The following is a 23,912-nucleotide window of genomic DNA, read 5'->3' as shown; positions in this document are numbered from 1 at the left end:
CCCGGTTCGGCGAGCTGCCGCGGTCTGCTCAGGCTGCTCAAGAAAGAGCCCAGGCTGTTCAGCAACTAGTGGCCCTCGACCGGCTCCACGTGAACGGCGGCGATCATCTCGTCGACCTTCTGCGGCGCCAGCCGGTACCGCATCGCCCCGTAGTAGATGACGAGGCTGAAGACGGCGAGGGCGAGCATGTCCCACCACAGGCCCAGGGCGCCCCTGCCGCCGACCCACACGTCGCTGAAGACGCCGACCCCGCCGATGATGCCGCCCTCGCCGAAACCGCCGAAGTACGAAATCACGCCCATACCAACGAGATACGGAAGCACCCAGATCGCTCCCTGCCAGTCCATCTCCGGCATCGCGGGATTGAGCTTCAGCGCCATCGAGACGCCGATCAGGATCGCGCCGATCACCATCACCGCCATCAGCGTGGTGTAGGTCTGCCACCCCGACCAGTAGACGATGAAGTTCGCGAAGATGAACGCGACCGGCGCGAGCACTGGCCCCCACGGCAGGCGATACGGTCGCGGCAGGTCGGGCTTCTGCAGGCGCAGCGCGCCGAATGCCAGCGGTGCGCCTGCATACATCATCACCGACGCGCTGGTCACGACGCCGACGAGCTTGCTCCAGCTGGGGAACGGCAGCAGGAAGAGCAACCCGATCGCGGCCGTGACGAGCACGCCGAACCACGGCACCCGCGATCGACCTGACGTCCACTCGAACGCGCGCGGCAGGTAGCCGTTCCGACTCAGCCCGAACGTCAGCCGGGACGACGTGGTCACGTAGATCAGCCCGGTGCCGCCGGGCGAGAGCACGGCGTCGATCCGCAGCAGCACGGCGAGCCAGCCGAGTCCGGCCAGGGTCGCGACCTGCCAGAACGGCCCCTTGTTGAGCGCTTCCAGGTCGGGATTCTGCTTCATCATCGTCGCGTCCGACAGGTTGGTCCAGGTGTGGGCCTCGGCGAGCAGCTTCGGCTCGAGAGCGCCGATGAAGGCCACCTGGATCAGGACGAACAGCACCGCGGCGAGCAGGATCGAGGTGATGACCGCCAGCGGCAGATCGCGGCTCGGATTGCGCGCCTCCCCGCCCAATTGGACCGCCTGCTCGAATCCGAGCATCGCGAAGACGATGCCGCCACTGGGAATGGCGATCAGGATCGATTTGAGTTCCGCGCCGTGCACGAAGAACCCGCCGCCGGCCGAGAAATTGTGCGAATGGAAACTGACGGCCATCAGGACGATGACGGCCAGAATAGGAAGTCCGACCTTCCAGATCGTCAATGTGCTGTTGAACCGCGACAGCCAGCGCACGCCGACCAGATTGAGAATCACGAAGAACACCATCAGGGCGACGGCCATCCAGACGCCGGACGCGGTCAGGGTGTTGTCGCTGCCGTTGTACAGGCCGCTCGCCCAGCTCGCGGTGGACATGTACTGGATCGCGGCGAGCACCTCGATCGGGGCCACGGTCGCCGCCTGGATGTAGGAGAACCACCCGAAGGCGGCGCCGGCGAACCCGCCGAAGGCGTAGTGCGGAAACCGGCTGGTACCACCGCTGACCGCGAACATCCCGCCGAGTTCCGCGTGCACCAACGCCAGCAGGATGACGATGATCGACGCGATAATCCAGGCGATGATCGCCGACGGGCCGGCGATCGACGCGGCGGTGAGGGCGCCGAAGAGCCAGCCCGAACCGATGAGCGATCCTTCCGACGCCCAGAGGAGTCCCCAGAATCCGACACCGCGGTCGAGTTTCGATCCGTCGAGATCGACATGCTGCTGCGGTGCCGGACTTTCGATTCCGGTGGCCATCGAGAACTCCGTCCATGGGTGACGAGAAGAAATCCGAGTTGGGTGGGAAAAGCATGCCACCGGAAACCGAGAATCGCCGACCATTGGGCCGTTACAAACACGTTTCAAAATACGGCCCCGGCATTTGTCCGCTTTATACGATCGCGGCGAATTTCGGGTCAATCAGATAATTCCGGCGACCCCGATTTGAATATCGATGCAATAACCGGCGGGCGACCTCGGCCGAACGTGCGTGATCCGCGTCACGTCCAGGCCTACGATGTCGATAGACCCATTACCCCGGGTACCCACAAGACTGCTGGGCTGCGGCGATCCCGCGACCGGCGCGATACGAGAGCAGGACCCACCCATGTCCATCGCCCCCGACAACAACACGCAGCGTTCCACCGATTCGGCCGATGCCGACGGCCTGCACGATGCCGATCCGCGCGGCGGCACCGCCCGCGTCGAATCGTTCTCCCTCGATGACCGGTACACCCGGGAAACCGGCACCGTCTATCTCACCGGCATCCAAGCCCTGGTCCGGATGGTTCGCGATCGCGCGCGGCTCGACCAGCGCCAGAATCTCGCGACCGGATCGTTCATCTCCGGCTACGAGGGCTCGCCGCTCGCCGGCTATGACCTCGAGATCGCGCGGCGCCAGGCCTACCTCACCCCGCTCGACATCGTCCACCGGCCCGGCCTCAACGAGGAACTCGCCGCCACGTCCGTGATGGGCACACAGATCGCGGCGCAGGTGGCGCATCTGGCCGACCGCGACGGCCGGCCCCGCCACGGCGTCGTCGGCTACTGGTACGGCAAGGCGCCCGGGCTCGACCGGGCCACCGACGCCCTGCGTCACGCCAACCTCATCGGCACCCATCCGCACGGCGGCGCCGTGGCGCTGGTGGGCGACGACCCCGGCGCGAAGTCGTCGACGGTCCCCTGCGCGTCCGAGATGGCGCTCGCCGATCTCTACATGCCGATCCTGTATCCCGGTGACTCGCAGGACATCCTGGATCTCGGCGTGCACGCGGCCATCGTGTCTCGCGTGTCCGGGCTGTGGACGTCGATGAAGATCTCCGCGCATGTGGCGGACGGCGCGTCGACCGCCGATGTGCATCCAGACCGGATCCTGCCGGTCTACGGCGACCTCGGCATCAGCCCGCACGTGCCCAGCGGAAAGCTATTGGGCGCCAACCTGATGGAGCTCGAACAGAATCAGCTCACTGTGCGCAAGCCGCGGGCCGAGGAGTACGCGCGGATCAACCGGCTCAACAAGATCGTGGTCGGCAGCGGCGACGATCGGATCGGCATCGTCGCTGCCGGAAAGACCTATCTCGACGTGCGGGAGTCGTTGCGGCTGATCGGCATCGACGACGGCGAGCTGACCCGCCTCGGAATCCGCATCCTCAAGCTCGGCATGGTGTACCCGCTCGAGCGCGAGATCATCCACCAGTTCATCGACGGCCTCGATGAAGTAATCGTCGTCGAGGAGAAGCGCGACTTCATCGAGACGATGATGCGCGACATGCTGTACGGCCGCACGGGAACACCTCGGATCGTCGGCAAGACCCACGAGGACGGGGCAACGCTGTTCTCCCGCTTCGGCGAGCTCGACATCGACTCGGTGACCCGCGGCATGGCCGATCGGCTCGGACGCGTCCACCGCATCCCGGCCGCCCGAGCCTGGCTGGATCGGTCGCACAACCAGCGCACCCGGATCGAACTGCCACTTGCGGTGCGCTCCCCGTACTTCTGCTCGGGCTGCCCGCACAACAGCTCCACCAAGGTGGGCCCCGACACCCTGGTCGGCGCCGGGATCGGTTGTCACGCCATGGTTCTGCTGATGGATCCGCGCGAGGTCGGCACGGTCACCGGCACCACTCAGATGGGCGGCGAGGGCCTGCAGTGGGTGGGCATGGCGCCGTTCGTCGACGAGAACCACTACATCCAGAACGTCGGCGACGGCACCTTCATGCATTCGGGTTCGCTCGCCCTGCGGGCGGCGGTCGCCTCCGGCGCGAACATCACCTACAAGCTGCTCTTCAACGGGACGGTCGCGATGACCGGCGGCCAGGATCCGGTCGGCCAGATGACCCTGCCGCAGATCACCAATCTCCTACTGGCCGAACGGGTCGCCAAGGTGATCGTCACCTCCGACGACCCGATCCGCACGCGCGCGCTGGGTCTGCCGGCGGGCGTCGAGGTGCGCCGCCGCGAGGAACTGATGGACGTCCAGCGCGAACTCGCGGGCATCGGCGGCGTCACGGTATTGATCCACGACCAGCACTGCGCCGCCGAGAATCGACGGGGCCGCAAGCGCGGCACGATACCCACTCCCGCACAGCGCATCATGATCAACGAACGGATCTGCGAGGGGTGCGGCGACTGCGGCGAGAAGTCGAACTGCCTGTCCGTGCACCCGGTCGACACGGAATACGGCCGCAAGACGCGGATCGACCAGTCGTCGTGCAATCTCGACTTCTCCTGTTTGAAGGGCGACTGCCCGTCCTTCGTGACGGTCATCCCCGGGAAGGGTGCGGCCGCCGCGGCCGTGGTGCCGGATATCGAGGCGTCGCTGCTGCCGTCCCCGACGATCGCCCCGCCGACGCGATTCACGGTGCGCGTCACCGGAATCGGCGGCACCGGCGTGGTCACGGTCTCGCAGATCATGGCGACCGCCGCCGTACTCGACGGCAATGTCGCCCGCACCGTCGACATGACCGGTCTCGCGCAGAAAGGCGGCGCCGTCGTATCGGATCTCAAGGTGACCCGCGAGCCCTGCGAGCAGGCGGCCAAGGTCGCGTCCGGCGACTGCGATCTGTACCTGTCCTGCGACGGTCTGGTCGGCGCCGATCAGACCAATCTCAAGGTCGCCAGCCCGGACAAGACCACCGCCGTGGTCTCGACGACCCGGGTCCCGACCGGACAGATGGTGATCGACACCGGGACGCACTATCCCGATGCGGCACAGCTGCATTCGCCGATCGACCGCGGTACCCGCCGTGCGATCTACCTCGATCCGGGAACGCTCACCGAGGAGCTCTTCGGCGATGAGCAGTACTCCAACATGCTGATGGTCGGTGCCGCCTTCCAGACCGGCGCCCTGGCGATCTCGGCGGCTTCGCTGGAACGTGCGATCGAACTCAACGGTGTCGCCGTGGAGCGCAATATCCAGGCATTCCGGCGCGGTCGACAGCTCGTCGCCGATCCCGAATCGGTGCACGCCGCGATCGCCGCCATGCGGCCGGCGCCGGTCGTCGTCGAACCGTCGGCCGCGGCACGACGACTCGCCGACGACATCGGCGATGTCTCCCCCGAGCTGCGTGGGCTCATCGCCCGCCGCGCCGATGAGCTCATCGCGTATCAGAACCTCGCCTACGCAACGGAGTTCGTCGAGATGCTGCGGCGGGTGCGCGATTCCGAATCGCCGCTCGGCGGCGAGGACCTGACCACCGCGGTCACGGAGAACCTGTTCAAACTGATGGCGTACAAGGACGAGTACGAGGTGGCCAGGCTCGCCCTCGACCCGCAGTTCGCCGCCGATGTCGCCGCTCAATTCGGTTCCGACGCCAAGGTGTACCGCCGCTTTCACCCGCCGACGCTGCGCGCCATGGGAATGCACGACAAGATGTCGATCGGCGCCTGGGGCACCCCCGCATTCCACCTGTTGAAGGGAATGCGCCGGCTGCGCGGTACGGCCGCCGACCCGTTCGGGCGCACTCGCATTCGCAAGACGGAACGCGCACTCATCGCCGAGTACCGGGACGTGCTGGACCGGCTGGTGTCGGCGCTCGACGAGAGACGGCTCACCGCGGCCGATCTCCCACGTGCCGCCGCCCTGGCCGCGCTGCCGGACATGGTGCGCGGCTACGAGTCGGTGAAGGCCGCCAACGTGGACCGGTACCGCGCCGCACTGGCCGAAATGATCGCCGATCTCGGCATCTGACCTGGTTGAATAACCCCGCGCGGAATGGGTAGTTCTGCCCATTCCGCCCTGTCTCGCTGCCGTGCAGACTATCGGCAGCACATTCGAGAACGCGGCGAGCGATCGCCGACCAGCCGGGCACAAGCCCATCGGTACTGCCAGTCCACAAGGAGGACACCTACATGAAGTCACGGCTCCAGATCGTCGCCGCGAGCGCCACCGCAGCGGCCGCCCTGACCGTCGGCCTGAGTGCCTGCGGCGGCAGCAACAGCAACAGCTCCGACAACGCCGACGCCGCGAACCTGGTGAAGAACGCGGCCACCGCCAGCACCAACCTGACCACCACCCACTTCGTGCTGACCGCCGACGGCAAGATCCCGAGCCTGTCGGTGAACAAGCTCGAGGGCGACCTGCAGAACAAGCCTGCGGTGCTCGGCTCCGGTTCGGTCGATGCCACGGTCGGCGAGGCGCAGAACGGACAATGGGTGTTCGTCGATGGCCACATGTACTCGAACCTGTTGACCGGCAAGTACGTCGACTACGGACCGGGTACGGCGATCTACAACGTCAACAACCTGTTCGACGCCAACAAGGGCATCCCCGGGGTCTTGAACAACATGACCAACCTGCACGAGCAGGGCTCGGAGATGATCAGCGGCCAGGACGCGCAGAAGATCTCCGGCACCGTGCCCGCCTCGTACGCGTCCAATCTCAGCGGAATGACGATCGGCCAGGGCAAGGACAAGAACGCTCCGGTGCCGATCACCGTCTGGATCCAGAAGACCGGCGACCACGAGCTCGTCCAGGTGCAGTCGGCCCCGGTCGACAACTCCACCCTGCAGCTGACGTTCTCGGACTGGGGCAAGCCGGTCACCGCCACCAAGCCCGCGGTGTCGAACCCGCCGGCTCTGCCGGGCGGCACCGAACTGCAGAAGAAGTAATTCCCGGCCGCACAAGCCCTCTCATCCCACAGACTCGCGAAAAGAGAAGACCATGACGAAGTTCACGCAACGACAGAAGAATCTGGGACGCGCCGCCGTCGGTGCCTTCGCCGCCACCCTGGTGGCGGGCGGCATCTCGGTCATCACCGCCCCGACCGCCAGTGCCTACGGCATGTACCACGGCGCGATCGCCGTCTCCCCGTCCACCGGGTCGTGGGGCCGCTCGTGGGACTACGACACCGCAAGCCAGGCCAATAACGAGGCGCTCAGCCAGTGCGGCTACACCGACTGCGAGGTCCTCGCCCAGTTCACCAATGGCTGTGGCGCACTGGCCGAATCGTCCACCGCCTACGGCGGCGGGGCCGCGTCCGATCTGTACTCGGCGGAGAGCCGGGCGATCGGCCGATCCGGCGGCGGCTACATCGTCACCTGGGTGTGCACCTCCGGCCACGAGTAGCCATCAGGCGAGACGCCGTCTGCGTATCATCCCCGAGATGCGCAGGCGGCGTTGCCCTTTGCGCCGTCAGGCGCCGGCGAGCCGCACCAGACTCGAGTTGGTGCCCACATAGAAGAAGCCGGCGGTCGTGCTCCAGAACGAATTGCCCAGCGTCGGACTCCAGTACACGTCGCTGAGCGTCATCTGCCACTGCTGCGTTCCGGTCCCCAGGTTGTAACTGGCGGCCGCGATCGCCTTCTCCGATCCCTCGACCGCCGACGCATAGGTCGCGTTGCCCTCCGCATCGAATCCCGCGGCGATGACACCGACCGTCGGGAATTCGTAGGTCGACTCCTGCCGGCCCGATTCCAGGTCGTAGTTGGTGATCACCAGTCGCGTGTCGGTCAGCGAACGCATCCCGGTCGTGACCGCATACGTCCCCACGCAGGTCATGTCCAGCGGAAATCCGGAGCGCGAATTCTGCCACAGCACTTTGCCATTCGTCGCGTCGGCGACCCCCACCTCGCCCATCAGCTGGCCGCGACCGCTGTAGTCCATCTCCACGAACGGAACTCGCGGACATGTCGTGGCGCCGCTCAACGCCGAGCCGGAGTGCAGGTCGCTGGCGACCAGGTTCGCCGCCCCGGCCACCGAACCGACCCGTCGCGCGTCGCGGTCGTAGACGCCGAGGCCGCTGGGCTCGTTCACGCTGAATCCGAAGGCGTTCAACGCGATATCGTCGTCGCCGCCGTATCCGGGCGCACCCTCGTTGGAAGCGGTGAAGATCCGCCCGTTCCGACGCTGCGACAGCACGGTGGACGTCTTCGCGTCGAGCCGGATGGCGACGAGATCGGTGATCGGCGAGTACGCCATCCGTTCTTCCTTGCCACCGACACCAGTGGTCGACCAGTGCGTCGCACCGGTCGAGCTGACCGACACATAGGTGCTTGCGGTCGGGCCCGAGAAGGTGAACACGAAGCCGTCTCCGACCGCGCTCTCGGTGACTTTTCCGTTGCCGGCCAACGAGAACGCCTTCGCGATCGACCCGTCGTGCCGCCGCACCATCGACACGTCGACGCCGGTCGGGTCGGGGTTCGGCGCCTGCAGCCGAGGGCTGTAACACATCAGTTCGCCGAGCTGGCTGAAGTCGCATCCTTCGACGCCGGTGATCTCGGTCGGCTTGGTCCACCGCGCCTGGCCGGTCGCGGCGTCGGCCGCCATGACATAGCTGTGGCCGGGCTGCACATAGCTCACGACGATCGTCGGCGGATCGCTGCCGGCCACCGACAGCGTGCCCGGCGTCGCGGCGACCTGCTTGCCGAACAATTCGGCGGTGGTCTTGGTCCATTTCGCCGACGGGCGGTTCGCCAGCGACGGGACATAGGTGCCGCCGACGGGCACGGCAGGAGCGGTGTCCGCCCGCGCGTGCAGCGCGGGCGACTGCAGCGTGATCACCAGCACCACGACCACGACCGCGATCAGCGCGGCGACGGCGGCCGCCAGCAGGCCGGCCCGCACCCTCACGACAGCGCCTCCGTCACGCGAGGGCACCGTTCGCCATCTGCGTCAGCAGCGACCGCAGCTCGCGCGGCGGCAGATCAGGCAGCCGCGGCGCCGAGTTCAACAGTCCGAACACGGCGTGGGCGCGGGCGCGCGCCTCCACCGGCTCCATCGAATCATTCAGTCCCACAAGGATGTCCGTCCACAGCTCGACATATCGTCGTTGCAGACTACGCACCTGGTGCCGCGCCGTGTCATCCAGGGAGGACAAGTCGCGATCCTGCACCCGGATCAGATCCGGCTCGGTCAGCACGAAGTCGACGTGGAAGTCGATCAGTCCGGACAGCGCCGCGCGCAGGTCCGTCGCCTCGTCGACGACGGCCTCGCCGCCGTCGAACAGTCGCTGCGAGATACCCACCAGCATCTGTGCGAGAACATCGTGCTTGCCGGCGAAATGGCGATACATGGCCGGGCCGCTGACCCCGACGGCCGCGCCGATGTCTTCCAGGCGTACCCCGGCGTAGCCGCGCTGCGCCATCAATCGCGCTGCCGCATCGAGCAATTGCTGCCGACGCACCGCCTTCGCGCGGTCCCGGGCCGTACCGTGATCGGTCGCGTCCGGCGACTCGGGGGTGTCGGTCATCGATCCAACCTAGCCGGGCCCGACCCGCTGCGCGAAGCACCGGGTCGGGTCGCCGATCACGCGGCCGACGGCAGCGCTGTCACCGGTGCGGCATCGCCGAGCTTGTACTCCCGCATCAGCAGATACAGCGGGGCTCCGAAACAGATGCCGACGAGGTAGGTCGCCGGGTAGACCAGCCACCAGCCGCGGACCTTGTGCTGGTGGGCATCCCAGGAGGCCCAGGTGATGAAGGTGTGCGCGGTCAGGCCGGCGTCCGCCAGGATCGCGGCCGACGGGATCGTCCCGACCGCCTCCGATCCCAGCTTCTTCCAGCTGGCCTTGCCGAATCCGTTGTCCAAAAAGAACTTTCCGAACATCGCGTTCGGAACCACGAATCCGACGATCGTCATCAGCCACAGGGTGCGGCGTCGTTTGTGAGCATGGGCAGTCGTTGTTGTACTCATGCTTCCCGACGGTAACCACCGATCCCGCGAGCCACCGGCGGATTGCCCAAGTCGGCGGCGATCAGGCGCCGGTCCGCAGCCCGGCGATCACCGCCCCGGCCAACGTCAGCGCCAGCTGGAACGCGCCCAGGATCAGCGCGACGATCGCCCCCGCACCGAGACTGATGAACGACGGCAGCACCACCGCGGACGCGAACAGTCCCAGGTAGCCGAGGGCCGTGAACACGGCGACGAGCGGCAGGAACCGGCGGTAGGCCGGCACGACCACCAGCGCGGCGGCGACCGCGCAGGCACCCAGCAGCAGGAAGAAGTAGCCGGGGTTGAGCACCATGTTCACCGAGAAGAAACCGGGGATGCCGAGCTTGGAGCCCTGGTCGTCGGCCCAGTTCTCCGCCTTGTGCTCCAGCGATTCATCGATCGTCACCCAGGACACGAAACCCATGAAGAAGGTGATGATCCCGGCGACGGACGCGAGCAGGGCGAACACGTTGGGAACGCCCAGTCGCTTGATGACACCCGGCGGTGGCGGTGGGCCCCAGTAGGGCCCCGGCTGCGGGAACTGCCCCGACGGCGGGACGGGGAACTGACCCGACGGAGCCGCGGCGAACTGCCCCGACGGCGGCCCTGCGGCGGCCGGGTCGAACGGCGGCGTCCCGGGCTGGCCGAAGCCCGGCGACACCGGGGTCGTCGGCTGGAACTGGCCGGTCTGCTCGGGCTGATTCGGATCCGGCTGTCCGGGCTGATTCGGACCTGGCTGTCCGGGTGGCGTGCTCATGATTCTCCTGCGGGTGGCGATGGCATTCGGACATCATGTCACGCAGGAAGCGAGTTCGGCCCCATACCTGCAGCAGGTATGGGGCCGAACGTCATTCGCTTGTACTACAGCGACTGCAGGAGCTCGCGAGCCAGCGCGGCGGTCTCGGACGGCGTCTTGCCGACCTTCACGCCGGCGGCCTCGAGGGCCTCCTTCTTCGCCTGCGCGGTGCCGGAGCTGCCCGACACGATCGCGCCCGCGTGACCCATCGTCTTGCCTTCCGGCGCAGTGAATCCCGCGACGTAGCCGACGACCGGCTTGGTGACGTTGGCCTTGATGTAGTCGGCGGCACGCTCCTCGGCGTCGCCGCCGATCTCACCGATCATCACGATGACCTTGGTCTCCGGGTCCTTCTCGAACGCCTCGATGGCGTCGATGTGAGTGGTGCCGATGACCGGGTCGCCGCCGATGCCGATGGCGGTGGAGAAACCGAAGTCCCGCAGCTCGTACATCATCTGGTAGGTCAGGGTGCCCGACTTGGAGACCAGGCCGACCGGACCGGCGCCGGTGATGTTGGCCGGCGTGATGCCGACCAGCGACTCACCCGGGGTGATGATGCCGGGGCAGTTCGGCCCGATGATGCGGGTCTTGTTGCCCTTATCGACGTTGTAGGCCCACGCGTAGGCGCTGTCCTGCACCGGGATGCCCTCGGTGATGACCACGAGCAGCGGGATCTCCGCGTCGATGGCCTCGATGATGGCGTCCTTCGAGAAGGCCGGCGGCACGAAGGCGATCGAGGTGTCGGCCCCGGTCTTCTCCATGGCCTCGGCGACCGACGCGAACACCGGCAGCTCGACGGCGTTGCCGTCGGCGTCGACGTGCGACACGGTGGTGCCGGCCTTGCGTGCGTTGACGCCGCCGACGACATTGGTGCCCGCCTTGAGCATCAGCGCGGTGTGCTTGGTGCCCTCACCGCCGGTGATGCCCTGGACGATGACCTTGTTGCTCTTGTTCAGAAAGATCGACATGTCTTGGGCCCCTTACTTGTTCGCCAGTTCGGCGGCCTTGTCGGCGCCGGCGTCCATGGTCTCCGCGAGGGTGACCAGCGGATGGTTGGCGTCGTTGAGGATCTTGCGGCCCTCTTCAACCTTGTTGCCGTCCAGGCGAACGACCAGCGGCTTGTTCGCCGAGTCGCCCAGCTTGTCCAGGGCGCCGACGATGCCGTTGGCGACGGCGTCACATGCGGTGATGCCACCGAACACGTTGACGAACACGCTCTTGACCTGGGCGTCGCCCAGGATGACGTCCAGACCGGCCGCCATGACCTCGGCCGACGCACCGCCGCCGATGTCCAGGAAGTTGGCCGGCTTCACGCCGCCGTGGTTCTCACCGGCGTACGCGACGACGTCCAGGGTCGACATGACCAGACCGGCACCGTTACCGATGACGCCGACCTGACCGTCGAGCTTGACGTAGTTGAGGTCGTGTTCCTTGGCCTTGAGCTCCAGCGGGTCGGTCGCGTCCTTGTCCTCGAACTCGGCGTGACCGGGCTGCCGGAAGTCGGCGTTCGCGTCCAGGGTGACCTTGCCGTCGAGGGCCAGGATCTGATCGTCCGGCGTGCGCACCAGCGGGTTGACCTCCACCAGCAGCGCATCCTCGTTGACGAAGACGTCCCAGAGTTTCTGGATGGTGACCGCCGCGGCGTCGAGCACCTCGGCGGGCAGGTGGCCCTGCTCGGCGATGCTGCGCGCGGTGGCGAGATCGACACCCTTCACGGCGTCGACCGGCACCTTGGCGAGCCGATCCGGCTTGGTCGCGGCGACCTCTTCGATCTCCATGCCACCCTCGACCGAGCACATGGCCAGGTAGGTGCGGTTGGTGCGATCGAGCAGGAAGGAGATGTAGTACTCCTCCGCGATGTCGCTGGCCTCGGCGACCAGCAGCTTCTTGACAATATGGCCCTTGATATCAAGGCCGAGGATGTTTTCTGCGTGGGACTGTGCGTCGTCCGGAGTCGGGGCGAACTTGACGCCGCCCGCCTTGCCGCGCCCACCGACCTTGACTTGTGCCTTGATCATCACGGGCTTGCCGATTTCTTCGGCGATCGCGCGTGCATCGGCAGCAGAGTCAGTGACCCGCCCAGGGGTAGTGGGAACTCCGTGCTTGGCGAACAGTTCCTTCGCCTGATATTCGAAGAGATCCATTCAGCTCACCATCTCGTAGTTTTACCCACAGATAGGGATACATCCGTGGGCCGGAGTTGACTGTAGACCTCTTGCACAAGCGCTCGGTCAAGAGACCTGGGTGATGTGGAGCAGATCACCTCCACCATGTGAACCGTCTCACGAAACCACTTGTGAAGCGACTCACATCGCCCAATTTACCGGCCGCCTCCTTGCATAGCACCGAGCGCCTGGTCTACCGTCGCTAAGGCTGTCGAAATATAACGGTCCGGTCACGGCAAGGTGGCCAGCCGGATGTCGGGACCAAGGAGGTGCGTGCCTGTGCGGCCACGCTACGCAAGCGGCTCCGAGGACGTCACCACTCTCATTCCTTTCGACGAATTCAACGCATACGAGCTCGAGCTGAGCCAGGCGACGACCACCACCTCGCCCCGCCCCCGTAGTGGCCACCCGAGCGTCGATCTCCCGAGTCGAGACCTCCCGACCCGCAACGAGATCACCCAAGACATCCTCATCGCCGAGAGCGACTTCGACGATGAGATCCCCGCGATCCTGTCGCGGCCCCGGCCGCCGCGGACCGGCTCCAAGCACCGCCTGCAGGCTCCGCCTTCCGGGCTGCGCGGACGCGCGGCCATGGTCGCGATCGCCGCCGGTGCCGCCGTCGCGGCGGGCGCCGGTCTCGGCCACTCGCAGCACTCGTCCCCCAGCCCGAAGACCGCCGCGGTCGATCCGCAGACCGGTGACGTCGCCAACGCCGCCCCGTCGGACACCTCGAACTACCTGGCCGGGCTCCCGGTGGGTGAAAGGTTCGCCGACGAGCGTCAGGCCGCCGAGGATGCCGGCAAGCTGCCGATGTACGTGTCGCCGGTGGCGCAGGGGCAGTACAAGTTCACCTCGCTGTACGGCTTCCGCCCGGAGGCGCACTGGGGCATGGACATGGCCGCCCCCATCGGCACCCCGATCCACGCCGCTCAGGACGGCATCGTCGAGGAGGCCGGTGCGGCCGAGGGATTCGGCGACTGGATCGTCATCAAGTCGCTCGACGGCACCACCCAGACCGTGTACGGCCACATGTATGACAACGGCGTCCTGGTGCACAAGGGGCAGCAGGTCACTGCCGGACAGGTCATCGGCCTGGTCGGCAGCAACGGGCAGTCGAGCGGCGCGCACTGCCACTTCGAGGTCTGGATCCACGGCGTGAAGACCGACCCCACCGCATGGCTGACCCAGCATGGAGTCCAGGTCAACCCCTACATCGGCGGCTAGAGCTTCTCCACCGGCAGTCCGCCGAGCGCCAGCAGCGTGACGCGGCCGATGTCGCCGCCGAAGTCGAACACGAGCCGCTCCGTCGGCCCGGCGCCTTCCTTCGAGACCACCTTGCCCATGCCGTACTTGGCATGCGTCACCCGATCGCCCACTTCCAGATGCACCTGGTTGTTGCGCGGCCGGCTCGCCGCCGCCCCACGCCCGAACGACTCCGAGCGACCCGAGCTGTACGACGATTCGCCGAACACCCCGCGCGGACCGGAATCGCGCCGGTCGCCCCAGCTTGATCGCCGCGGCTCGGTGCGTCGCCAGTCGATCAGATGTTGCGGAATCTCTTGCAGGAAGCGCGATTCCGGGTTCGCCACGGGCTGACCCCAGGCCGAGCGCACCATCGCCCGGGTCAGGTACAGCAGTCGCCGCGCCCGGGTGATCCCGACATACGCCAGGCGGCGTTCCTCACTCAGCTCGGCCGGATCACCCAGCGCGCGCAGATGCGGGAACTGGCCGTCCTCCCAGCCGGTCACGAAGACCACCGGGAACTCCAGGCCCTTCGCGGTGTGCAGGGTCATCAGCGTGACCAGGCCCGCTCCTTCGTCGGGCACCTGGTCGGCATCGGCGACCAGCGACACCCGCTCCAGGAACGCCGCGAGCGAGCCGGGCTCGGGCTCGCCGTCGGCGGGATCGGGAACCTCGCCGGAGGCGACGAGCTTGGCCGCATCGATGCTGAATTCCCTTGCTACCGAAACCAATTCGTTGAGATTGTCCAGCCGCGCGCCGTCCTGCGGATCGCTGGAATCCTCCAACGAATCGCGGTAGCCGGTCCGGCCGACGATCGCGTCGACGAGATCGCCGATGTCACCGGCCTCGGTGCCCGAGTCGATGACCGCGATGTCGTCGGCACCGTGGGTGAGCAGGAAGTCGTTGCGGAGCCCCTCGATCAGCTCGACGAAGCCGCCGATCTGCTTCACCGCCCGCGTATTCAGCAGGGCCACTTTGCCTTCGGCGCCGTCCAGCAATGCCTGATAGAAGCTGACGCCGTGGTTCTCGGCGTGCACGGCGAGGCAGGCCTCGGCGCGGTCGCCGATCCCCCGCCGCGGAGTGTTCAGGATGCGCCGCAGGCTGACCGCGTCGTCGGGGTTGGCCACCACCCGCAGGTAGGCGACGACGTCACGAACCTCTTTGCGCTCGTAGAACCGAACGCCGCCGACAACTTTGTACGGGATGCCGAGCCGGATGAACACGTCCTCCAGCGCCCGTGATCCCGTGTTGGTGCGGTAGAACACGGCCACGTCGCCATAGTTGTAATCGCCACGGCCGGACAGCGATTCGATCTCGCCGGCGATGAACGCGGCCTCGTCCCGATCACTGTCGGCGACGTAGCCGACGATGAGATCGCCGTCGCCGGAATCGGTCCACAGCTTCTTCTCGCGACGGCCGGAGTTGCGCGCGATGACGGCGTTGGCGGCCGACAGAATCGTCTGCGTGGACCGGTAATTCTGTTCCAGCAGAATGGTTTCGGCGTTCGGGAAGTCGCGTTCGAACTCCTCGATGTTGCGGATCGTCGCTCCGCGGAATGCGTAGATCGACTGGTCGGCGTCGCCGACCACGCAGAGTTCGGACGGGGCGACGCCGCCGGTCGAGTCGGTGCCGACCAGCTCGCGGACCAGCACGTACTGAGCGTGATTGGTGTCCTGGTACTCGTCGACAAGCACATGACGGAACCGGCGCCGGTAGTACTCGGCGACCTCCGGATGCGCCTGCAGGATAGCGACGGTCTCCCCGATCAGATCGTCGAAATCGAAGGCGTTGGCGGCCCGCAGCCGCTGCTGATACTGCGTATAGATCTTCGCCAGAATCTGCGCCGCCTGATCGGAATCGTTCTCCGCATCGGCACTCGCCTGCTCCGGCCCGATCAGCTCGTTCTTCAGGTTCGAGATATGCACCGCGACGCCGCGCGGGCTGAACTTCTTCGGGTCGAGATCCAGGTCGCGGATGATCATCGCGAGCAGCCGCTTCGAATCATCCGAGTCGTAGATCGAGAAGTTCGAGTTGATCGATTCGATCAGCCCGGCCTGCGCCCGCAGGATGCGCACGCAGGTGGAGTGGAACGTCGACACCCACATGCGCGCGCCGCGCGGACCGACCAGCCCGATCACCCGCTCGCGCATTTCGGCCGCGGCCTTGTTGGTGAATGTGATGGCGAGAATCTCGCCCGGTCCCACATCGCGCTGTTCCAGCAGGAAGGCGATGCGCCGGGTGAGCACCGCGGTCTTGCCCGATCCGGCACCCGCCACGATGAGCAGCGGTGAGCCGCTGTGCAGCACCGCCGCCCGCTGCTGCGGGTTCAGTCCGTCGAGGAGCTGCTCGGCACGAGCGCTCAGCTCGTCCGAACGCAGGTTGCCGCGAGCCAGGCCCGGCAGCGCAGGCTCCGGGTGGGCGGACGAACCAGCGCGCACAGAAGTCGATCTCATCGTCTGACTACGCTACCCGCTCCGTCGGACAGGCCGGCGGACGGAAACACCCGCGCGATCACAATCGCGGACCGACGCCGGAGCCGATCGCGATCGTGCCCAGATGCAACCGCAGTCCCGGCGTCCGCGGTGCGATCTGCAGGTCCAGACCGCCGCCGTCGAACTGGACGTAAAGGACGTGCAGGCCCGGTTGCACGGGAGCCACCACCGGCGGACCGCCGACCGCTCCGACCGCGACCTCCCCGGCCCCATCGGCGCAGTACGGGATCTGGGCGACCCAGGTCAGCGCGAGCAAGGGGCCGTCGAGCCGGCGCCGGACCGGGCCCGCCACCTCCGGATCGCGGCACGACCCGCCCAGGGCCGCGGCCTGCCGGACCGGGTAGATCGCGCCGGGGTCGATCCGGCCGTGGTCGTCGAGGTACCAGAGCTCATCGGTCCACCGCCCGAATTCCGGCCGGTCCGGCAACGCGGCGAAGACGTGCGACGCGAGGTTGTTCGGGTAGGCCAGCGGGGCCAGCACCAGCGCTGGCACGGGTTGGTCGATCATTCGGGCATCCCGTTTGTCCGCCAAGGACTTCCGAGCGGTATTCAGATACTGCTGCGTGCCCTGCTGATGCCAGGCATCGCCGAACCGCGCGGTCGACGCCACCGATGCGATCACCGCGAGCGCGACCGCCACCCCCACGGCCAGCTGTGTCGCGCGGCGCGGGGTCGCGGTTCCCGAACGGCGCGGAGCGGCGATGATCAGCGCCAGACCGAACGCGCACACCAGGGCACTGTCCGGCAGATACCGGTAGGTCTGCGCCAGCTCGAGCACGGTCCCCGCTGAACTGCGCTGCCACAGCACCACCACCTGAGCGCCGACCACGTAGCCGGCCACCGCGATCAGCGGCAGGATCGCGTCGACCCGAGTCCGCCACGCCCACAACGCGATCGCGGCGATCACCAACCATCCGATGACGAGCAGCCACGTCGCCGGGAGGGCCACGGGCGGCGTCTGTCCCCACCCGGACAGCCAGCGCAACGGTCCGCCGACCGATGCCGCGGCGATCCCCTGGTTCAACGAACGCCACACCAGCAGCCAGGTCTGCCGCAGCTGGTGCCCGCCGGGCCGGTCGGCCACCACGGCCAGATAGGCGAGAATCCAGCAGAGCGCGATCGCGATCATGGAAAGCCACAGGCCCGCAGCGCCTTTCCAAGCCGCGGCGAGGCCCCGCACCGGTCGCCGCGCGCCGGCGCCGGCGCCGACCAACCGGCTGTGCTGCCACAGCGCCACGGCCACCAGGGCGATCGGCAAGATGGCCAGGGACTTCTCGAAGAATCCCAGCGCCAGCACGAAGAACACCGCCGATCGGACGATCAGGATTCGGCGGCGGCGCGGGTCATCGGTGCGGCACAGCGCGATCGCATCGGCGACGATCGCACCGGCGGCCGCCTGCATCGGCAACGTATTGAGCGCGGCCGCCCACCAGGCGTCGGCGGGCACCGTCAGCGTCGAGAACAGGTAGAGAACGAATGGAGCCAGCACCCAGGGTGTCGACCGGTCGGCTCGCTCGGCACCCGGCGCGCCGTCGCAGAGCGCCCGCAGGCCGCGCCAGACGCCCCAGGCCGCCAGCGCCTGCAGCACCACGATGCTGACGGCCGCGGCCGGCCACGACATCGGCGCGATAGTGGTGACGAGCGCCGCCGTCCAGAACGCCAACGGCATGAAATGTCCGTCGTGGTCGTAGGCCAGCAGATCCCACGACCACAGCGAATGCGTACCCGCGCGGCCGAAGAGGATCAGGTCGTCCCAGTAAAAGCCCCCGGACGCCAGCACCTCCACCCGCACCCCGAGCGCCACGACGGTCGCGATCACCGCGACCGCGGCCAGGTTCGGACCGGACCAGCGCGTCAGGATCGGGCGCAGCATCGGGCCAGTCTGTCACGCAGGCCGAGACGGCGACCGCGGCCTCGTGCCGACCCGTAAACTCTTGGCCGTGAGCAAGGAGATCGAGACCGCCTACAACCTCGGCTCGGATGTCGACGAGCTGCCGGAAAGCATCGACGAGCTGCGTCTGGAGATCGATCGGCTGGACGCGATCATCCTGGCCGCGATCAAGCGGCGCACCGCGGTGTCGAAGAAGGTCGGCAGGACGCGGATGGCGTCGGGCGGGCCCAAGCTGGTGCACAGCCGCGAGATGGCCGTCCTGCAGCGATTCAGTGAGCTCGGCCAGGAAGGCCACACGCTGGCGATGCTGTTGTTGAGGCTGGGTCGCGGGCCGCTGGGGCGCTAAGTAATGTCAGTCACATGACTGCCGATCGGAACGATCCCGAGTTCGACATCACCGGAACACACGCGTGGCAGGAACTTTCGGCTCAACAGCCGCACCTGTACGCAATGCACCTGCGTGAGGTCTTCGCGGTCGATCCGCAGCGCGGCGATGACATGGTGATCGAGGTCGGCGATCTGCATATCGACTACTCCAAGCACCGCGTGCTCCGCGACACCATCGAACTGCTGCTGCAGCTCGCCCGCGAGGTCGGCCTCGAGGACAAGCGCGACGCCATGTTCTGGGGCGAGCACATCAATACGTCCGAGGACCGCGCGGTGCTGCACACCGCTCTCCGGCTACCGACCGACGCGACGCTGAAGGTCGACGGGCAGGACATCGTTCACGACGTCCACGAGGTCCTGGACGCGATGGGCGACTTCACCGACCGCGTGCGCAGCGGCGCCTGGACCGGGCACACCGGCAAGAAGATCCGCGACGTCGTGAACATCGGGATCGGTGGCAGCGACCTCGGCCCGGAGATGGTCTACCGGGCACTGCGCGTGTATGCCGACCCCGATATCCGCTGCCACTTCGTCTCCAACGTCGACCCGGCCGACCTGCTCGCCACCTTCGACCAGCTGGATGCCGAGACGACGCTGTTCATCGTCGCCTCCAAGACGTTCACCACCCTGGAGACGATCGTCAACGCGACGGCGGCGCGCGACTGGCTGCTGGGCGAACTGGGCGTCACGGACGACTCCGCGGCGACCGCCGACGCGGTCGCGAAACACTTTGTGGCCGTGAGCACCAACGCCGAGAAGGTGACCGAATTCGGCATCGACACCGCCAACATGTTCGGCTTCTGGGACTGGGTCGGCGGCCGGTACTCGGTCGATTCGGCGATCGGACTGTCGGTGATGTGCGCGATCGGTCGCGAGCAGTTCGCCGACTTCCTCCACGGATTCAACGTGATCGACCGGCATTTCCGGACGGCGCCGCTGCATCGCAACGCGCCGGTGATACTCGGCCTGATCAGCCTCTGGTACTCGAACTTCTGGGATGCGCAGACCCGCGCGGTGCTGCCGTACTCCAATGACATGGCGCGGTTCCCGGCCTATCTGCAGCAGCTGACGATGGAGTCCAACGGCAAGTCGGTGACGGTGAACGGGCATCACGTCACCGCCGACACCGGCGAGATCTTCTGGGGCGAGCCGGGGACCAACGGACAGCACGCGTTCTACCAGCTGCTGCACCAGGGCACCCGGATGATTCCGGCCGACTTCATCGGATTCGCCTCGCCCACTGCGGATCTGATCACCGATGACGGCACCAGCATGCACGACCTGCTGATGGCCAACTTCTTCGCACAGACCGCGGTGCTGGCATTCGGCAAGACCGCCGACGAGGTCGCGGCCGACGGTGTCGACAGCAAGGTCGTGGCGCACAAGGTGATGCCCGGCAACCGGCCGACCACCTCGATCCTGGCGCCCAAGCTCACCCCGTCCGTCCTCGGCCAGCTGATCGCGCTCTACGAGCACGAGGTGTTCGTCGAGGGCGCCGTGTGGGATATCAACAGCTTCGACCAGTTCGGCGTCGAACTCGGCAAGGAGCAGGCCAAGCGCCTGCTATCGGTCATCACCTCCGCCGAACCGCCTGCCGAGCAGTCGGATTCGTCGACCGACCGGATGGTGCGCTGGTACCGCGGGCAGCGCGGCCGCGCGGAGTAGCTCTCCGGCCCGGCCGGGGCGCGGTCGGCTATTCGGTCTCGTCCTCGGCCTCGGCGCGCGCCGCCAGCTCCGCCGCGGCCACCAGCAGGTAGTCGTAGAGGTCGGTCGGCTCGGTGGCGCGCTGCGCCGGATCGCCGCCGGCGAAGACGTAGTCGACGGTCGGCACGAAGGTGCCCATCGCCAGCTCGGTGATGCCGGTGGCGGCGCGCCACTGGTCGAATCCGTCGCCGCCGACGAAGTCCACGATGCCGCCCGACGTCAGGTCGTCGTTGAACTCATCGAGGGAACAGATGTCCCCGACCTCGCCACTGGGGACGTCGAACGCGAATACCGTGTCCGACTCGTCCTCGGCGACAGCGAAATACACGACGCCGGACCAGTCGTGACCGAAACAGGTGACGTCATCGCGATCCAGCAGATCGGCGAGCAGCCCGCCCAGGCGCTCGGCTCGTTTGCGGCCGTACAACTGGAAGGCGCCGTCGCCGTAGATCTGTCCCTGCTTCTTCGACACGGCGCCAGCGTAGGCGCTATCGCGCACCGACTCCGGTCGCACGCGCCGGACCGGTGTCGATCATCTGATGACAAGCAGGGCGCGGCCGGTGGGCGTTATGCGAGGATCAAATCCTTGAGTCCGTCGACCCGCCGTCCATCAAGGTCACCCGAAAGGCCGAACCGTGAGCAATCCGTTCGATCCGACACAGCAGCAGCCGCAGAATCCGGAGGGCTCCGGCGAGGAGCCCACACAGTTCGTGCCGCCGCAGGCGCAACCCGGACAGCAGCCGTTCGGCCAACAGCCACCCGCTTCGCAGCCGGGCCAGCCGATCCCCGGCCAGCCGTGGCCGGGTCAGCAGCCCTATGCCGGTCAGCCGTACCCGGGCCAGCCCTACCCGGGTGCGCCGCAGCAGCCCGGATACCCGGCCGCCGGGTTCGGCGGTGCGACGCCGCCGCCCGGGATGCCGCCCGCCCCGGGTGGATATCCGGGCCAGCCCGGCGGACAGCCGCCGAGCGGGGGCAACAAGAAGCTCTGGATCGGCGGCGGTATCGCCGCCGTCGCGATCATCGCCGTGATCGCCGTCGTCCTCGGCATCACGCTGAGCGGCAGTGACAGCAAGTCCAAGAAGCAGTCGCCCCCGCCCGCCGCGTCGGCCAAGGAACTCGTGCTCACCCAGAGCGACTTCCCGACCCTGAGCGGCGGCGAGTTCGACACCGACAGCTCCGATACCGACAGCTCGTCGTCGGACATCGTCTCCGACAACCCCAAGTGCCAGGAGCTGATCGCGGGCGGCAAGAGCGATGACCCATCGGTCGATCAGTATTCGGCCGAGCTCGACGCCGACGACAGCAGCTCGTCGGGTCTCAACAGCCGCAACTACACCGCCGAGGTCAAGAAGACGATCGACCCCGACTACACGACGAACTTCGACCAGATCATGTCCAGCTGCAGCTCGTTCAGCATCAAGATGAACACCGACGACGTCGAGATCAACGGTGACGTCACCATGAAGCCGCTGAAGGTCGACGGCGTCGCCGGGGACTACAAGGGCGTCGAGATGGACATGACCATGCGGTCGGCCGAATCGTCGTCGGACATCGCGATCAACGCGAAGATGCACATCCTGCTCGCCGTCGATCGCAGCGTCTCGTACTCGACGGTCTACCAGACGATGACCTCGGAGGGCAGCGCCGACATCGGTTCCGACGCCGACGCGAACCTCGTGTCGATGCTGAACAAGCAGCGCCAGAAGATCCTCGACGCCAAGTAACGCATCCGAACCCGGAAGGACGGCCGTGGGCAACCCCGACGACCCGAACCCGCAACCGTTCCCCGGTGGGCAACAACCGGGCGGCCAGCAACCGGCCGGGGCGTATCCGGATCAGCCGTGGCCCGGCCAGCAGCCGTGGGCAGGTCAGCAGCCCTACCCCGGGCAGCCCCCGTTGCCCGGCCAACCGTTCCCGAGCCAGCAGTTCCCCGCGGTCCCGCCGCAGCAGCCCGGGTACCCGGCAGGAGGCTTCGGTGGTCCGCCGCCCGGAATGCCGCCCGCGCCAGGCGGATACCCCGGATATCCCCCGAACCAGCCGCCGCCCGACGGTAAGACCAAGTGGCTGATCGGCGCCGGCGTCGCCGTCGTCGTCATCGTGGTCGCCGCGGTCGTCGGCATGTGGGCGGGCGGCGTTTTCGGCAGTGACGGCGACGGTAAACCGATGCCGTCGGCGAAAGCGCGGGAGCTCGTCATCGGGCAGTCGGAATTCCCGACCGTGAGCGATGGCCGATTCCGTATCAGCAGCAGCGATCCCAGCTCCGCCACGTCGTCGCGCCACCGGACCGACGAGGACATCAAAGAGTCCTACGATCCCAGCGAATGCGAGGCCATCGGGCAGCCTGGGCGATCGCAGGCCGACACCGCCGACCAGGCCTCGGCGGTACTGACCGATCAGAGCGGTGACTCCGACTCGCCGACTACCTATCGTGCGGCGGTCGAGAAGGCGACCGATCCGATCTTCGCCGACTTCGACAAGCTGTTGACGACGTGCCGGACCTTCACGAACACGATGTCGATAAACCTCAGCGGCCGGACGTCGACGTACAGCTACCAGATGACTACGAAGAGGCTGTCCGCCAGCGGCGTCGACGGCGACTACCTGGGTATCGAGGTGACGTCGAAGGAGAGCGACAGCGGCGCCACCTATCACGCGCGCATGTTGTTCGGGACGGCCCGCGGAATGTCGTTCATGGTCGGCTCGAGCGGCAAGTCGCTGGAGCCGTCGGTCAACGCGGACCTGGTGAAGATGTTCAACGCGCAGCGCGAGAAGATCAACCAGGCGGCCTAACCCGACAAGCCACCGGACGAGGGTATTCCGGACGCTGGCGTCGTCAGCGTCGGTGCGTCAACGCCTGCAGCCCGCCGCTCAAGAACGTGGAGAGCATGCGCGCCAGTCGCTCGAAGTCGTCGTCGCCGTGCACGAGCATGTGATGCGCCAGAGCGATGCCCGATCCGACGATCGTGGCGGCGATCGCCCGCGGATTGCCCGACGTGATCTTGGCATCAATGGTTTCGAGATGCCGCTCGACCAACTCGGCGACCTTCGCGGTGAAGATCTCGTTGATCGCCAGGAACTGGGAGAGCATCGGATCGGCCGACGCTTCAATTGACACCCGAATCAGTTGCCGCGCCTGCGGATTGGCAGATATGTAGTTCATGCCGACGGTGATCAGGGTATCGACGCTCTCCTCGATGCCCTGATCACCGACCTCGTCATATCGCGGAAGAATGTCAGTCACGATTCGCGTCAATTCACGCTGAACGACGCGATTGAACAAGTTCTCTTTCGAGCCGAAATGCGCGTACAGAGTCGGCTTGGTCGACCCGGCGTCCTCGGCGATCTGACTCATCCCCGCGTTGGCGAAGCCGTGTTCGGCGAACGCGGCCATTGCAGCATCGAGCAACTCGTCATCAGTAGGACGTCGCTGCGTCGGCGGCATGAGGTGACCACCCCTTCGAGACGATGAGGACGCGGCGAACCAGGCCTTTTCGGGGGTTGACTCTACCGCTACCCGCGCGTACTTTTCAGCGCAG

At 67.0% G+C, this 23,912-nt stretch carries 19 protein-coding genes; 8 read left to right on the top strand and 11 right to left on the bottom strand.

The genetic code is table 11. From position 1 onward, the window contains the following. Positions 1-65: 65 nt before the first annotated feature. A complete protein-coding gene (locus G341_RS0107240) occupies positions 66-1,808 on the bottom strand; it encodes an APC family permease (protein ID WP_018178451.1) in 1,743 nt (580 codons plus the stop codon). Positions 1,809-2,157: 349 nt separating this feature from the next. Between G341_RS0107240 and G341_RS0107235 the strand changes: the two genes are divergently transcribed. The 3 genes from G341_RS0107235 to G341_RS0107225 all read left to right on the top strand — a co-directional run bounded on the left by G341_RS0107235 (position 2,158) and on the right by G341_RS0107225 (position 7,116). Next, on the top strand, positions 2,158-5,739 hold the full coding sequence (locus G341_RS0107235; protein WP_018178450.1) for an indolepyruvate ferredoxin oxidoreductase family protein: 3,582 nt from the start codon (positions 2,158-2,160) through the stop codon (positions 5,737-5,739). Between the two features lie 161 nt (positions 5,740-5,900). Beyond that, positions 5,901-6,659: an LppX_LprAFG lipoprotein gene (locus G341_RS21365; RefSeq protein ID WP_018178449.1), complete on the top strand. Its 759-nt coding sequence runs from the start codon at positions 5,901-5,903 to the stop codon at positions 6,657-6,659. A 52-nt stretch (positions 6,660-6,711) separates the two neighbouring features. Beyond that, on the top strand, positions 6,712-7,116 hold the full coding sequence (locus tag G341_RS0107225) for a DUF4189 domain-containing protein (protein ID WP_018178448.1): 405 nt from the start codon (positions 6,712-6,714) through the stop codon (positions 7,114-7,116). Positions 7,117-7,182: 66 nt separating this feature from the next. Here G341_RS0107225 and G341_RS0107220 read toward each other — a convergent pair whose 3' ends face one another. From G341_RS0107220 to sucC, 6 genes are all read right to left on the bottom strand, one after another. Next, positions 7,183-8,619: a hypothetical protein gene (locus tag G341_RS0107220; RefSeq protein WP_155826832.1), complete on the bottom strand. Its 1,437-nt coding sequence runs from the start codon at positions 8,617-8,619 to the stop codon at positions 7,183-7,185. 13 nt (positions 8,620-8,632) lie between these two features. Further along, on the bottom strand, positions 8,633-9,238 hold the full coding sequence (locus tag G341_RS0107215; protein ID WP_018178446.1) for a TetR/AcrR family transcriptional regulator: 606 nt from the start codon (positions 9,236-9,238) through the stop codon (positions 8,633-8,635). A 56-nt stretch (positions 9,239-9,294) separates the two neighbouring features. Beyond that, complete coding sequence (locus G341_RS0107210; protein WP_081622458.1) at positions 9,295-9,681, bottom strand: DUF2834 domain-containing protein; 387 nt, start codon at positions 9,679-9,681, stop codon at positions 9,295-9,297. Positions 9,682-9,742: 61 nt separating this feature from the next. After that, positions 9,743-10,456, bottom strand: a complete 714-nt coding sequence (locus tag G341_RS0107205; protein WP_026303366.1) for a DUF5336 domain-containing protein — start codon at positions 10,454-10,456, stop codon at positions 9,743-9,745. Between the two features lie 104 nt (positions 10,457-10,560). After that, on the bottom strand, positions 10,561-11,463 hold the full coding sequence (gene sucD / locus G341_RS0107200) for a succinate--CoA ligase subunit alpha (RefSeq protein WP_018178444.1): 903 nt from the start codon (positions 11,461-11,463) through the stop codon (positions 10,561-10,563). A 12-nt stretch (positions 11,464-11,475) separates the two neighbouring features. Continuing rightward, entirely contained in the window at positions 11,476-12,639 is a 1,164-nt protein-coding gene (sucC, locus tag G341_RS0107195; RefSeq protein ID WP_018178443.1) for an ADP-forming succinate--CoA ligase subunit beta, read from the bottom strand. 294 nt (positions 12,640-12,933) lie between these two features. Between sucC and G341_RS21360 the strand changes: the two genes are divergently transcribed. After that, positions 12,934-13,884, top strand: a complete 951-nt coding sequence (locus G341_RS21360; protein WP_162140705.1) for a M23 family metallopeptidase — start codon at positions 12,934-12,936, stop codon at positions 13,882-13,884. On the opposite strand, the gene G341_RS0107185 is transcribed toward G341_RS21360, so the two are convergent. Both G341_RS0107185 and G341_RS0107180 read right to left on the bottom strand, forming a co-directional pair. After that, complete coding sequence (locus G341_RS0107185; RefSeq protein WP_081622456.1) at positions 13,881-16,355, bottom strand: UvrD-helicase domain-containing protein; 2,475 nt, start codon at positions 16,353-16,355, stop codon at positions 13,881-13,883. The genes G341_RS21360 and G341_RS0107185 overlap by 4 nt on opposite strands. A gap of 58 nt (positions 16,356-16,413) precedes the next feature. After that, a complete protein-coding gene (locus tag G341_RS0107180; protein WP_018178440.1) occupies positions 16,414-18,267 on the bottom strand; it encodes a hypothetical protein in 1,854 nt (617 codons plus the stop codon). A gap of 67 nt (positions 18,268-18,334) precedes the next feature. Here G341_RS0107180 and G341_RS0107175 point away from each other — a divergent pair, with 67 nt between their 5' ends. Then, a complete protein-coding gene (locus G341_RS0107175; RefSeq protein WP_018178439.1) occupies positions 18,335-18,631 on the top strand; it encodes a chorismate mutase in 297 nt (98 codons plus the stop codon). Between the two features lie 14 nt (positions 18,632-18,645). Beyond that, positions 18,646-20,337, top strand: a complete 1,692-nt coding sequence (gene pgi, locus G341_RS0107170; protein ID WP_018178438.1) for a glucose-6-phosphate isomerase — start codon at positions 18,646-18,648, stop codon at positions 20,335-20,337. A 28-nt stretch (positions 20,338-20,365) separates the two neighbouring features. On the opposite strand, the gene G341_RS21355 is transcribed toward pgi, so the two are convergent. Then, entirely contained in the window at positions 20,366-20,848 is a 483-nt protein-coding gene (locus G341_RS21355; RefSeq protein ID WP_155826830.1) for a hypothetical protein, read from the bottom strand. A gap of 163 nt (positions 20,849-21,011) precedes the next feature. Between G341_RS21355 and G341_RS23955 the strand changes: the two genes are divergently transcribed. Together G341_RS23955 and G341_RS22985 are read left to right on the top strand one after the other, a co-directional pair. After that, a complete protein-coding gene (locus tag G341_RS23955) occupies positions 21,012-22,100 on the top strand; it encodes a hypothetical protein (RefSeq protein WP_018178436.1) in 1,089 nt (362 codons plus the stop codon). A gap of 25 nt (positions 22,101-22,125) precedes the next feature. Further along, positions 22,126-23,166 carry a hypothetical protein gene (locus G341_RS22985; RefSeq protein ID WP_155826829.1) on the top strand — a complete coding sequence of 347 codons (1,041 nt, stop codon included), beginning with the start codon at positions 22,126-22,128 and terminating at the stop codon, positions 23,164-23,166. 43 nt (positions 23,167-23,209) lie between these two features. Here G341_RS22985 and G341_RS22980 read toward each other — a convergent pair whose 3' ends face one another. After that, on the bottom strand, positions 23,210-23,818 hold the full coding sequence (locus G341_RS22980; RefSeq protein ID WP_081622455.1) for a TetR/AcrR family transcriptional regulator: 609 nt from the start codon (positions 23,816-23,818) through the stop codon (positions 23,210-23,212). Positions 23,819-23,912 lie beyond the last annotated feature (94 nt).

Origin of the sequence: Jongsikchunia kroppenstedtii DSM 45133, from assembly GCF_000380485.1 — a bacterium.
In the GTDB taxonomy this organism is placed as follows: Bacteria; Actinomycetota; Actinomycetes; order Mycobacteriales; family Mycobacteriaceae; genus Jongsikchunia; species Jongsikchunia kroppenstedtii.
This window is presented reverse-complemented; position numbering and strand designations above follow the sequence as displayed.

Excerpts from the sequence above, each read along its gene's own strand:
- G341_RS0107240 (WP_018178451.1), bottom strand. The coding sequence starts at position 1,808 with ATGGCCACCGGAATCGAAAGTCCGGCACCGCAGCAGCATGTCGATCTC.
- G341_RS0107235 (WP_018178450.1), top strand. The coding sequence starts at position 2,158 with ATGTCCATCGCCCCCGACAACAACACGCAGCGTTCCACCGATTCGGCC.
- G341_RS21365 (WP_018178449.1), top strand. The coding sequence starts at position 5,901 with ATGAAGTCACGGCTCCAGATCGTCGCCGCGAGCGCCACCGCAGCGGCC.
- G341_RS0107225 (WP_018178448.1), top strand. The coding sequence starts at position 6,712 with ATGACGAAGTTCACGCAACGACAGAAGAATCTGGGACGCGCCGCCGTC.
- G341_RS0107215 (WP_018178446.1), bottom strand. The coding sequence starts at position 9,238 with ATGACCGACACCCCCGAGTCGCCGGACGCGACCGATCACGGTACGGCC.
- G341_RS0107210 (WP_081622458.1), bottom strand. The coding sequence starts at position 9,681 with ATGAGTACAACAACGACTGCCCATGCTCACAAACGACGCCGCACCCTG.
- G341_RS0107205 (WP_026303366.1), bottom strand. The coding sequence starts at position 10,456 with ATGAGCACGCCACCCGGACAGCCAGGTCCGAATCAGCCCGGACAGCCG.
- sucD (WP_018178444.1), bottom strand. The coding sequence starts at position 11,463 with ATGTCGATCTTTCTGAACAAGAGCAACAAGGTCATCGTCCAGGGCATC.
- sucC (WP_018178443.1), bottom strand. The coding sequence starts at position 12,639 with ATGGATCTCTTCGAATATCAGGCGAAGGAACTGTTCGCCAAGCACGGA.
- G341_RS0107185 (WP_081622456.1), bottom strand. The coding sequence starts at position 16,355 with ATGAGATCGACTTCTGTGCGCGCTGGTTCGTCCGCCCACCCGGAGCCT.
- G341_RS0107180 (WP_018178440.1), bottom strand. The coding sequence starts at position 18,267 with ATGCTGCGCCCGATCCTGACGCGCTGGTCCGGTCCGAACCTGGCCGCG.
- pgi (WP_018178438.1), top strand. The coding sequence starts at position 18,646 with ATGACTGCCGATCGGAACGATCCCGAGTTCGACATCACCGGAACACAC.
- G341_RS22980 (WP_081622455.1), bottom strand. The coding sequence starts at position 23,818 with ATGCCGCCGACGCAGCGACGTCCTACTGATGACGAGTTGCTCGATGCT.